We start from the raw sequence: 11,661 nt of genomic DNA on the forward strand, positions 1-11,661 counted from the left end.
CGAGGACGCGCGTCCTCGCGCCCCCCTGTCCAGGAGGACTTGCCCGTGCGCTCCATCGTCAAGCTCGCGACCCCCGTCGCAGCCGCTGCCCTGCTGCTCACCGCGTGCGGGGGCACCACCGGCGGTTCCACCGAGGAGCCGTCCGCCGGCGCGAGCGGCGGGAGCAGCTGCCCCGAGGGTCTGAGCATCGGCTTCTTCGGCGCCCTGACCGGTGCCAACGCCAACCTGGGCGTGAACATCCGCAACGGCGTGGACCTGGCCGTCACCCAGCACAACGCCCAGGACGGCGCCTGCCAGGTCACCCTGGAGGACTACGACTCCCAGGGCCTGCCGGACCAGGCGACCGGTCTGGCCACCCAGGCCGTGCGCGACGAGAACGTGCTGGGCATCGTCGGCCCGGCGTTCTCCGGGGAGTCCCGCGTGGCCGACCCGATCTTCGCCGAGGCCAGCCTGGTGGGCATCACCCCCTCGGCCACCAACCCCTCGCTGTCCGAGCAGGGCTGGGAGACCTTCTTCCGCGTCCTGGGCAACGACGCCACCCAGGGCCCGGCGGCCGCCTCGTACATCACCGACACCCTGGGCAAGCAGAAGGTGTACGTCATCGACGACGCCAGCGAGTACGGCAAGGGCCTGGCGGACCTGGTGCGCGCGGACCTGGGCGCGGCCAAGGTCAAGGACAGCACCGTGCAGACCGGGCAGACCGACTTCTCCGCGGTCGTGGCCGACGTGCGCGCCTCCGGCGCGGACGCGGTCTTCTACGGCGGGTACTACTCCGAGGCGGGCCTGCTGCTCAAGCAGCTGCGCGAGGCCGGCCTGAGCAGCGAGCAGGTCGCGTTCGTCACCGACGACGGCGCCAAGGACGAGGGCCTGATCACCGCCGCGGGCGCCGAGGCCGCCGAGGGCACCCTCATCACCTGCCCGTGCCTGCCGCCGGACCAGGCCGAGGGCACCTTCGTGCAGGACTACACCGACGCCTACGGCACCGCCCCGGCCACCTACTCCGCCGAGGGCTACGACGCGGCCAAGATCCTGCTGGCCGGCATCGCCGACGGCGTCACCACCCGCGAGGACATGCTGGAGTTCGTCAGGGGCTACGACGAGCCCGGCGTGACCAAGCAGCTGAAGTTCGACGACAAGGGCGAGCCCAGCGAGATCAGCGTGTGGGCCTACAAGGTCGAGGGCGGCCAGATCGTCGCCGACCAGGAGATCCAGACCTCCTGAGGTCACGCGCGGCCCCACCCGCCGACCGCGGCGGGTGGGGCCGCGCCGTGCCCGGCACCCCGCCCCCTCCTCCCCGACCGAACCGAACCGGGTGGTCCCCCTGAGCACCTTCCTGAACCTGACCTTCACGGGTCTGGTCGTGGGCGCCATCTACGGCCTCTTCGCCCTCGGCTACACCCTCGTCTACGGCGTGCTGCGCCTGATCAACTTCGCCCACTCCGAGGTCTTCATGTGGGGGTCGTTCGCGGCCGTCTGGATGATGACCTTCCTCGGTGCCCGCACCGGCATGGGCGTGCCGCAGGCCATCGCCTACCTGCTGCTGGCGCTGCTGGCCGCGATGGTCGTCTCCGGCGCGGTCGCCCTGCTCGTCGAGCGCGTGGCCTACCGGCGCCTGCGGGAGAAGAAGTCGCCGCCGCTGGTCGCGCTCATCTCCGCCATCGGCGCCTCGTTCGTGCTCTCCGAGGTCATGGGCCTGCGCGACCGCATCGCCGGCTGGCTGAACCTCGACGGCGTGCTGGGCGACTACGTGCGCTCCGCGCGCGAGAACACGCAGTTCACCAACCCGCTGCCCAGCGTCACGCTGCTGGACGTCGGCGGGTTCCAGGTCCGCAGCACCCAGCTCATCGTCCTCGTCGCCGCCCTGGTGATGATGGTCGCCCTGGAGCAGTTCGTGCGGCGCTCGCGGCTGGGCCGCGGCGTGCGGGCGGTCTCCCAGGACGCCGAGGCCGCCGCCCTGATGGGCGTGGACCAGAAGCGCGTGGTGCAGCTGACGTTCCTCATCGGCGGCCTGATGGCCGGCGCGGCGGCGCTGCTGTACCTGATGCACATCGGCGTCACCCGCTACAACGTCGGGTTCATCCTGGGCCTGAAGGCGTTCACCGCCGCCGTCCTGGGCGGCATCGGCAACATCCGCGGCGCCCTGCTGGGCGGGCTGGTGCTCGGCCTGGCCGAGAACTACGGCTCGCAGGTGTTCGGCCCGCAGTGGAAGGACGTCGTGTCCTTCCTGCTGCTGATCGTCGTCCTGCTGTTCCGCCCCACCGGCCTGCTCGGTGAGTCCCTGGGGAAGGCCCGCGCATGAGCACTGCCGCGACGTCCTCGACGTCCCCGAAGTCCCCGGAACCCGCGCGCCGCGGTCTCGGCGAGCGCTGGGCGCACCTGCCCACGCCCGTCAAGGTCCTCGTGTGGGTGGCGCTGGCGCTGTTCTTCTACGCGCTGCCGCTGCTGAACCCGCCGCTGCTGTCCACCCCGGACTCCGACTTCGGGTCCGTGATGTTCACGGTGGCCTCCTACGCCCTGGTCGCCCTGGGGCTGAACATCGTGCTCGGCTACGCCGGCCTGCTGGACCTGGGCTACGTCGGCTTCTACGCCATCGGCGCCTACACCGTCGGCGTCTTCGGCTCCCTGCACGGCAAGCTGCCGTTCTGGCTGCTCATCGTGCTGGCGGTGTGCATCTCCACCGCCTCCGGGCTGCTGCTGGGCGCGCCGACGCTGCGCGTGCGCGGCGACTACCTGGCCATCGTCACCCTCGGCTTCGGCGAGATCATCCGCCTGGTGGCGCTGAACTCCGCGTGGCTGAACCAGGCCCGCGGCATCCAGGACATCCCGCGCCCGCCGGACATCACCGTCGGCGGCGAGCCGGTGTTCGAGGTCCCGCGCCTGGTGTGGGACGGGCTGACCGCCACGGTCGACCTGGGCAACACCTCCGCGTTCCTGGAGTTCGGCCTGCTCGACGGCGTGCCGTACTACTGGCTGGCGCTGACCGTCATCGTCCTGATCCTCGTCGGCGACCGGCTCCTGCAGGACAGCCGCGTGGGCCGGGCGTGGGAGGCCACCCGCGAGGACGAGGAGGCCGCCGAGCTCAACGGCGTGCCCACCTTCCGCTACAAGCTGCTGGCGTTCGCGATGGGCGCGTTCATCGGCGGCCTGTCCGGGGCGCTGTTCGCCGCCCGCCAGGGCGCCATCAACCCCGAGACGTTCACCGTGCAGCTGTCCATGCTGTTCCTGGCGGCCGTCGTCGTCGGCGGGCAGGGCAACCGCTGGGGCGCCCTGGTCGGCGCCGCCGTCGTGGCGTACCTGCCCGAGCGGTTCCGCGAGTTCGCCGACTTCCGCGTCGTCGTCTTCGGCCTGCTCCTGCTGCTGCTGGCGAACTTCCGCCCGCAGGGTCTGCTGCCACCGCGGCGAGCCCGCCGCGCCCAGCGCGCCGGGCAGCGCCTGGCCGAGCTCGAGGGGACGGAGGGTGGGGCACGTGCCTGACCTCGCGAAGGACACCGCGGACACCGCGCCCGGCGCCGGTGCGGCGCTGCTGCGCATGGAGGGCGTCACGCTGCGCTTCGGCGGTGTCGTGGCCGTCGACGACGTCTCGTTCGAGATCCGCCGCGGCGAGATCCTGGGCCTGATCGGCCCCAACGGCGCCGGCAAGACGAGCTGCTTCAACGCCCTCACCGGCGTCTACCAGCCCACCAGCGGGCGCGTCGTCTTCGACGGCGAGCCCCTGGGCCGGCGCAAGAGGTACCAGATCAACCGCCTCGGCATCGCGCGCACCTTCCAGAACATCCGGCTGTTCCAGAACATGACCGCCCGCGAGAATGTCCTGGTCGGCGCGGACTCCCACCACCGCTCGGGGGTGCTGAACTCCCTGTTCCGGCTGCCGATGCACCGCAGGGAGACCGCCGAGGGGCACCGGCAGGCCGACGAGTTGCTGGAGATGATGGACCTGGGCCACCGCGGCGACGACCTGGCGCGCAACCTCTCCTACGGCGAGCAGCGCCGCCTGGAGATCGCCCGCGCGCTGGCCACCCGGCCCAAGCTGCTGTGCCTGGACGAGCCCGCGGCCGGGTTCAACCCCGTCGAGAAGCAGCGGCTGATGGACCTCATCCGCCGCGTGCGCGACATGGGCAACACCGTGCTGCTCATCGAGCACGACATGCGCCTGGTCATGGGCGTCACCGACCGCATCGTGGTGCTGGAGTTCGGCAAGAAGATCGCCGAGGGCACCCCGGAGCAGATCCGCGAGGACCCCGCCGTCATCGCCGCCTACCTCGGCGTGGACGACGACCAGCTCACCGACGAGGAGGAGGGCCTGTGAGCGAGCGCACCCTCGGCGAGGACCAGCTCGTCGTGGAGGGCCTCAGCGTCAACTACGGGCGCATCGAGGCCATCCGCGACGTCTCCTTCCGCGTGCGGGCCGGCGGGATCGTCACCCTCATCGGCGCCAACGGCGCCGGCAAGACGACCACGCTGAAGACCGTCTCGGGCCTGCGCACCGTGCGCGCCGGGCGCATCCTCTTCGAGGGCGAGGACATCACCCGGGTGCCCTCGCACCAGCTCGTCAAGCGCGGGCTGTGCCAGGCCCCCGAGGGGCGCGGCACCTTCCCCGGCATGACGGTCGAGGAGAACCTCGACATGGGCGCCTACACCCGCTCGGACCGCAGGAGCGCGGCCTACCGCTCCGACATGGACCGGGTGTTCACGCTCTTCCCCCGCCTGGCCGAGCGGCGCTCGCAGGCGGCGGGCACCATGTCCGGCGGCGAGCAGCAGATGCTCGCCATCGGCCGGGCGCTCATGAGCCGCCCGCGGGTGCTGCTGCTGGACGAGCCCTCCATGGGGCTGGCGCCCAAGCTCATCCAGCAGATCTTCTCGATCATCGTGGAGATCAACCGGCAGGGGACCACCGTGCTGCTGGTGGAGCAGAACGCCGCGCAGGCGCTGCGCACCGCGGACTTCGCCTACGTGCTGGAGACCGGCGCGGTGGTGCGCGAGGGCACCGGCGCCGACCTGGCCGCCGACGACTCCATCCGCGCCGCCTACCTCGGCGGCGACGTCTGAGGGGTCCCGCCGCGGGTCCCGCACCGACGGTCCGCTCACCCTGCGATCAAGGGCCGAGCACCGCCCGTCACCACCGCCCGTCACCGCTGCGCGGTGGCGGGCGGTGCCGCGCGCGGCCGGTGCGCGCGCGCGTTGACCCGCCCGGGTGAGAGCGCGCTCACCGCTGCGGGGCAGCGCCCCCGCGCGGCTTCCCTCGCACCCGCGCAGGCCCTAAGGTCCCCTCAGCCGCGAGCGCGGCGACCGGAGGCGGGGGCCCGGTCCGTTCGAGGAGGACGCCGTGCCGAGACCTGTCGTGGTGGTCCGCGAAGCCGCGGTCACCGACGTGGACACCCTGATGCAGCTGTACGCCTCCGCGCGCTTCGACCAGGGGCAGCTGCGCGCCTCCGTCGACAGCGTGCGCACCCGGCTGCTGCGCGCCCTGGCCGACGGCAGCGTGCGCGTGCTGCTCGCCTCCGTCGGCGACCGGCCCGCCGGCTACGCGCTGCTGACCGACTCCCCGCTGCTGCCGCTGGGCGGCTCCTCCGGCCCCAGCGTCGAGCACGTGCACGTCGTGCCCGAGCACCGCCGCCGCGGCGTCGGGCGCGCCCTGCTGCGCCGCGCCCTGCAGCTGGCCGAGGCCGAGGGCGCCGACCAGCTGGCCTGCACCGTGCTGCCCGGCGACCGGGACTACACCCGCTACCTGGCCCGCCTCGGCTTCGCCCCCGTCGTGGTGCGCCGCGCGGTGCCGCTGACCGTGCTGCGCCGCCGCCTGGCCGCCGACGGCCCCGCCGGCGGCGAGCACCCCGGCGCCGGGGTGTCCGGCGTCGTGGCCCGCCGGCGCTCCCTGCGCGCCCGCCTCGCGCGCGGGGCCGCCGCGCCCGGCCCGTCCGGCCCGCCCGGCGAGCAGGTGCCCGGCCCGCGCGAGCTGCCCGGCACCGCCCCCGTGGCCTGAGCCCGCCGCCCCGCCCGGCCCGCGCCGGGCGGGGGAGCGCGGTGGGGCAGCGCGGTGGGGCAGCGCGAGGCCCGCCCGCCCGCCGAGCCGCGCCGCGTCGGGGCCCCTGACTACCCTGACCGGCGTGACCCCACCTGCCGCCTCGACGACCCGCCGCACCGGTGCCCGCGCGGGCGCCCGCAGCACCGCCGCCGAGCAGACCCGCCCCCGCCTGCTCCTCGTCGACGGCCACTCCCTGGCCTACCGGGCCTTCTACGCCCTGCCGGTGGAGAACTTCGCCACCAGCACCGGGCAGCCCACCAACGCGGTGTACGGGTTCACGTCCATGCTCATCAACGTCCTGCGCGACGAGGAGCCCACCCACCTCGCCGTCGCCTTCGACGTCTCGCGCAGCACCTTCCGCACCGAGGCCTACGCCGAGTACAAGGCCACGCGGCTGAAGAGCCCCGACGAGTTCCGCGGCCAGGTCGAGCTCGTCAAGGAGGTCCTGGACGCGCTGCGCGTGCCCGTCGTGGAGATGGAGGGCTACGAGGCCGACGACGTCATCGCCACCCTCACCGAGCGGGCCGTCGACGCCGGCTTCGAGGTCCTCATCTCCACCGGCGACCGCGACGCCCTGCAGCTCGTGCGCGACACCGTCACCGTCCTGTACCCCCGCAAGGGCGTCTCGGACCTGCTGCGCATGACGCCCGGGGTCGTCGAGGAGCGCTACGGCGTGCCGCCCGAGCGCTACCCCGACCTCGCCGCCCTGGTCGGCGAGACCTCCGACAACCTGCCCGGCGTGCCCGGCGTGGGCCCCAAGACCGCCGCGAAGTGGATCACCACCCACGACGGCCTCGACGGCGTCATCGCCGAGGCCGACCGCATCAGGGGCAAGGCGGGCGAGAGCCTGCGCGCCCACCTGGACGGGGTCATCCGCAACCGCCGCCTCAACGCCCTCGTGCGCGACCTGCCGCTGGCCGTCACCCCCGACGACCTCGTGCGCCGGGCCTGGGACCGCGAGCAGGTCCACACCGTCTTCGACGGCCTGGAGTTCCGCGTCCTGCGCGACCGGCTGTTCGCCACCCTGGAGTCCGCCGAGCCCGAGGCCGAGGCCGGCTTCGGCGTCGACGGCGCCGTCCTGCTCGACGACGAGCTCGCGCCCTGGCTGACCGAGCACGCCACCGGCCGCACCGGCCTGCACGTGGCCGGGCAGTGGTCGCGCGGCACCGGCGACGTCACCGCCCTGGCGCTGGCCGGCGCCGACGGGGTCGCCGCCTGGGTGGACCCCGCCACCCTGACCGCGGGCGACGAGCGCGCCCTGGCCGCCTGGCTGGCCGACCCCGGCGCCCCCAAGGTCGCCCACGACGTCAAGGGCCCCAGCCACGCCCTGGCCGCGCGCGGCTGGACGCTGGCCGGCGTCGTCATGGACACCGCCCTGGCCGCCTACCTCTGCCGCCCCGACCAGCGCAGCTACGACCTGGCCGACCTGGCCGTGCGCCACCTCAAGCGCGAGCTGCGCGCCGAGGGCGCCGCCGGTGCCGACGGCGCGCAGGAGGCGCCCGGCGGCGACGAGCAGCTCGCCCTCGACGCCGGCGACGGGCCCGTCGGGGCCGAGGAGCACGCCCGCGCCGCCGAGCACATGGTCCGCGCCCTGGCCATCAACGAGCTCGCCGACGTCCTGGCCGCCGAGCTGGAGACCCGCGGCGGCACCCGCCTGCTGCACGACGTCGAGCTGCCCCTGGTCGACGTCCTGGCCCGCGCCGAGCGCGTCGGCATCGCCGTCGACCACGACCTGCTCGCCGAGCTCGAGGCGCACTTCGCCGAGCGCGTGGCCCTGGCCCAGCGCCAGGCCCACGAGGTCATCGGCGCCGAGATCAACCTCGGCTCGCCCAAGCAGCTGCAGACGGTGCTCTTCGACCAGCTCGGCATGCCCAAGACCAAGCGCACCAAGACCGGCTACACCACCGACGCCGACGCCCTGGCCGCGCTGTACGTCAAGACCGAGCACCCGTTCCTGCAGCACCTGCTCGAGCACCGCGACGCCTCCCGGCTGCGCCAGACGGTGGAGGGGCTGCGCAAGTCCGTCGCCGACGACGGCCGGGTGCACACCACGTTCCAGCAGATGATCGCCGCCACCGGCCGGCTCAGCTCCACCGACCCCAACCTGCAGAACATCCCCATCCGCACCGACGAGGGCCGCCGCATCCGCGCCGCCTTCGTCGTCGGCGGCGACGGCGACGGCACCGCGTACGAGAGCCTGCTGACCGCGGACTACTCCCAGATCGAGATGCGCATCATGGCGCACCTGTCGCGCGACGAGGGCCTCATCGCCGCCTTCACCTCCGGCGAGGACCTGCACCGCTACGTCGGCAGCCGCGTCTTCGGCGTGGCCCCCGCCGACGTCACCCCCGACATGCGCGCCAAGATCAAGGCGATGTCCTACGGCCTGGCGTACGGGCTGTCCGCCTTCGGCCTGTCCAACCAGCTGAAGATCTCCACCGAGGAGGCCCGCGGCCTCATGGACGACTACTTCGCCCGCTTCGGCGGCGTGCGCGACTACCTGCACGGCGTCGTGGAGGAAGCCCGCCGGGTCGGCTACACCGAGACGATCATGGGGCGGCGCCGCTACCTGCCCGACCTGACCAGCGACAACCGCCAGCGCCGCGAGATGGCCGAGCGGATGGCCCTCAACGCCCCCATCCAGGGCTCGGCCGCCGACATCATCAAGGTCGCCATGCTCGACCTGGACCGCGGCCTGCGCGAGGAGGGGCTGCGCTCGCGGCTGCTGCTGCAGGTGCACGACGAGCTCGTCGTCGAGGTCGCCCCCGGCGAGCGCGGGGCCCTGGAGGAGCTCGTGCGGCGCACCATGGCCGGGGCCGCCGACCTCGCGGTGCCCCTGGACGTCTCCGTCGGCGCCGGGCGCTCCTGGCACGAGGCCGGGCACTGACCCGCCCGCCCGCGGCCCCCGGCGCACGGGGGCCGCGGGCGGGGGTCGGGCGGGGGTCGGGCGGCGGTTCAGCGGCGGTGCGGCGGTGCGGCTCAGCCCCGGCCGGGCAGCGCGCAGACCAGCACGAGCGTGCCGGGCACCAGCTCCCCGCGCAGGCGGCTCCAGCCGCCCCACACCGCCTCGCCGGCGGACCACTCCGGCTCCACGAGGTCCTCGAGCACCAGACCGGCGCCGCGCACCAGGCGCACCCAGTCGCCCACCGTGCGGTGGTGCTCGGCGTACGTGACGCGCGCGCGCCCGTCCGCGCCGGTGGTCGTCTCCACGTAGGCGCGCCGGTCGAAGTAGGAGTGGTGCACGGTCAGGCCCTCGCGGCCGGGCACGTCCGGCAGGGCCCAGCGCACCGGGTGCGGGACGCTGGCGACGAACCGCCCGCCGGGGCGCAGCACCCGGGCGGCCTCGGCCAGCACGCGGTCGGCGTCGGCCACGAACGGCAGCGCCCCGTAGGAGGTGAACACCACGTCGAAGGAGGCGTCGGCGAATGGCAGGGCGCGCGCGTCGCACTGCAGCAGCGGGGTGCGCGCGCCGGCCTCGGCGTCGGCGGCCAGGCCCTGGGCGAGCATCCCCGCCGACAGGTCGCACGCCACCACGTGCGCGCCGCGCCCGGCCAGCCAGCGCGAGCACTGCGCGGCGCCCGCGCCGACCTCCAGCACGCGCCGGCCGCGCACGTCCCCGAGCAGGCCCGCGTCGGCCTCGCGCAGCCCCTCGGGGCCCCACACCAGGTCCGAGCCGGGGCGGGCGTCGCCGAGGAAGGCGCCGTGCTCGGCGCGGTAGCCGGCGGCCTCGGCGTCCCACCAGCGGCGCTGGGCGGCCACCGTCTCGGCCGGGTCGACGGCGCGGCGCTGCACGCCGGACACCCGGTCCTCGTCGAGGGCGTCGTCGGGGGCGCCGCCGGTGGAGCCGCCGGGGACCTCGTCGCCGGGCGCCGCCCGCTCACCGCTCACGGGCCCCATCCTGGCGCACCGCGCCGCCGCGCCGCGGTCCCCGCCCGGTGCGGGAGGGTCCTTTGCCTGTGCGCACGGGCCCGAGTAGGCTGGTGGGGCGCGCGCCCGCCGACCGTCCTCCACCCGGAACGATCCCGGCGCCGTGACGGCCGGAGAACCCCGGGCGTGACCCTACGAGTGTCCCTGACGGAGTCCCTACCTCCATGACGACCACGACGACCGCTCCGGCGAGCGGCACCCCTCAGATCGCGATCAACGACATCGGGTCGGCTGAGGACTTCCTCGCAGCGGTCGATGCGACCATCAAGTACTTCAACGACGGTGACATCGTCTCCGGCACCATCGTGAAGGTCGACCGTGACGAGGTCCTCCTCGACATCGGTTACAAGACCGAGGGCGTCATCCCCTCGCGCGAGCTCTCGATCAAGCACGACGTCGACCCGAACGAGGTCGTGGGCGTCGGCGACGAGGTCGAGGCCCTGGTCCTCCAGAAGGAGGACAAGGAAGGCCGCCTGATCCTGTCCAAGAAGCGCGCGCAGTACGAGCGCGCTTGGGGCACGATCGAGGCGAAGAAGGAGGCCGACGAGGTCGTCGAGGGCACCGTCATCGAGGTCGTCAAGGGTGGCCTCATCCTCGACATCGGCCTGCGCGGGTTCCTGCCGGCGTCGCTGGTCGAGATGCGCCGCGTGCGCGACCTGCAGCCCTACGTGGGCAAGACGATCGAAGCCAAGATCATCGAGCTGGACAAGAACCGCAACAACGTGGTCCTGTCCCGCCGCGCCTGGCTCGAGCAGACCCAGTCCGAGGTGCGCCAGACCTTCCTGCAGACCCTGCAGAAGGGCCAGGTCCGCTCCGGCGTGGTCTCCTCCATCGTCAACTTCGGCGCGTTCGTCGACCTGGGCGGCGTGGACGGCCTCGTGCACGTCTCCGAGCTGTCCTGGAAGCACATCGACCACCCCTCCGAGGTCGTCGAGGTCGGCCAGGAGGTCACCGTCGAGGTGCTCGACGTCGACATGGACCGCGAGCGCGTGTCCCTGTCGCTCAAGGCCACCCAGGAAGACCCGTGGCAGCAGTTCGCGCGCACCCACGCGATCGGCCAGGTCGTGCCCGGCAAGGTCACCAAGCTCGTCCCGTTCGGCGCGTTCGTGCGCGTCGACGACGGCATCGAGGGCCTGGTGCACATCTCCGAGCTGGCCGAGCGCCACGTCGAGGTGCCCGAGCAGGTCGTCCAGGTCAACCAGGACATCTTCGTCAAGGTCATCGACATCGACCTGGAGCGCCGCCGGATCTCGCTGTCGCTGAAGCAGGCGACCGAGTCCCTCGCCGCCGCCGGCGACGAGTTCGACCCGTCGCTGTACGGCATGGCCGCCGACTACGACGAGCAGGGGAACTACAAGTACCCCGAGGGCTTCGACCCGGAGACCAACGAGTGGCTCGAGGGCTACGAGGCCCAGCGCGAGGAGTGGGAGGCGCAGTACGCGCTGGCCCACGAGCGCTGGGAGGCCCACCGCCGCCAGGTCGCCGAGCAGGCCGAGGCCGAGGCCCGCGCCGAGGCCGAGGGCGTCACCGCCCCCGCCGCCGCGTCCTCCTCGTCCTCCTCGTCGAGCTCCGGCTCGGTGCCGTCCTCGTACACCTCGGAGGCCCCGGAGGCCGCGGGCACCCTCGCGTCCGACGAGGCCCTCGCGGCCCTGCGCGAGAAGCTCACCGGCGGGCAGTGACCCGCACCGGCCGGGACCGCGCACCGCGCGGTCCCG

At 73.9% G+C, this 11,661-nt stretch carries 9 protein-coding genes; 8 read left to right on the top strand and 1 reads right to left on the bottom strand.

Going from position 1 to position 11,661, the window contains the following annotated elements; all coding sequences use genetic code 11:
• Positions 1-45 precede the first annotated feature (45 nt).
• The 7 genes from ACRYR7_RS20800 (at position 46) to polA (ending at position 8,906) form a co-directional block, all read left to right on the top strand.
• Positions 46-1,221: a branched-chain amino acid ABC transporter substrate-binding protein gene (locus tag ACRYR7_RS20800; protein WP_432574026.1), complete on the top strand. Its 1,176-nt coding sequence runs from the start codon at positions 46-48 to the stop codon at positions 1,219-1,221.
• Between the two features lie 91 nt (positions 1,222-1,312).
• Complete coding sequence (locus ACRYR7_RS20805) at positions 1,313-2,299, top strand: branched-chain amino acid ABC transporter permease (protein ID WP_432574018.1); 987 nt, start codon at positions 1,313-1,315, stop codon at positions 2,297-2,299.
• On the top strand, positions 2,296-3,474 hold the full coding sequence (locus tag ACRYR7_RS20810; RefSeq protein WP_432574019.1) for a branched-chain amino acid ABC transporter permease: 1,179 nt from the start codon (positions 2,296-2,298) through the stop codon (positions 3,472-3,474). The genes ACRYR7_RS20805 and ACRYR7_RS20810 overlap by 4 nt, the downstream gene beginning before the upstream one ends.
• Positions 3,467-4,306, top strand: coding sequence for an ABC transporter ATP-binding protein (locus ACRYR7_RS20815; RefSeq protein ID WP_432574020.1), 840 nt, complete (start codon positions 3,467-3,469; stop codon positions 4,304-4,306). Before ACRYR7_RS20810 ends, ACRYR7_RS20815 begins: the two co-directional genes overlap by 8 nt.
• The gene (locus ACRYR7_RS20820; RefSeq protein WP_432574021.1) at positions 4,303-5,046 is read left to right on the top strand and encodes an ABC transporter ATP-binding protein; all 744 of its coding nucleotides are present in this window, start codon (positions 4,303-4,305) and stop codon (positions 5,044-5,046) included. The genes ACRYR7_RS20815 and ACRYR7_RS20820 overlap by 4 nt, the downstream gene beginning before the upstream one ends.
• Positions 5,047-5,323: 277 nt before the next feature.
• A complete protein-coding gene (locus tag ACRYR7_RS20825) occupies positions 5,324-5,977 on the top strand; it encodes a GNAT family N-acetyltransferase (protein ID WP_432574022.1) in 654 nt (217 codons plus the stop codon).
• A 124-nt stretch (positions 5,978-6,101) separates the two neighbouring features.
• The gene (gene polA, locus ACRYR7_RS20830) at positions 6,102-8,906 is read left to right on the top strand and encodes a DNA polymerase I (protein ID WP_432574023.1); all 2,805 of its coding nucleotides are present in this window, start codon (positions 6,102-6,104) and stop codon (positions 8,904-8,906) included.
• Positions 8,907-8,998: 92 nt separating this feature from the next.
• On the opposite strand, the gene ACRYR7_RS20835 is transcribed toward polA, so the two are convergent.
• Entirely contained in the window at positions 8,999-9,916 is a 918-nt protein-coding gene (locus ACRYR7_RS20835) for a class I SAM-dependent methyltransferase (protein ID WP_432574024.1), read from the bottom strand.
• A 194-nt stretch (positions 9,917-10,110) separates the two neighbouring features.
• Between ACRYR7_RS20835 and rpsA the strand changes: the two genes are divergently transcribed.
• Complete coding sequence (rpsA, locus tag ACRYR7_RS20840; RefSeq protein ID WP_432574025.1) at positions 10,111-11,625, top strand: 30S ribosomal protein S1; 1,515 nt, start codon at positions 10,111-10,113, stop codon at positions 11,623-11,625.
• The last annotated feature ends 36 nt before the right edge of the window (positions 11,626-11,661 follow it).

The sequence above is a fragment of the Kineococcus gurbantunggutensis genome, from assembly GCF_050871925.1.
GTDB lineage: Bacteria > Actinomycetota > Actinomycetes > Actinomycetales > Kineococcaceae > Kineococcus.

Bases quoted from the DNA above. Each gene is read 5' to 3' on its own strand.
- ACRYR7_RS20835 (WP_432574024.1), bottom strand. From the start codon at position 9,916: ATGGGGCCCGTGAGCGGTGAGCGGGCGGCGCCCGGCGACGAGGTCCCC.
- rpsA (WP_432574025.1), top strand. From the start codon at position 10,111: ATGACGACCACGACGACCGCTCCGGCGAGCGGCACCCCTCAGATCGCG.
- ACRYR7_RS20810 (WP_432574019.1), top strand. From the start codon at position 2,296: ATGAGCACTGCCGCGACGTCCTCGACGTCCCCGAAGTCCCCGGAACCC.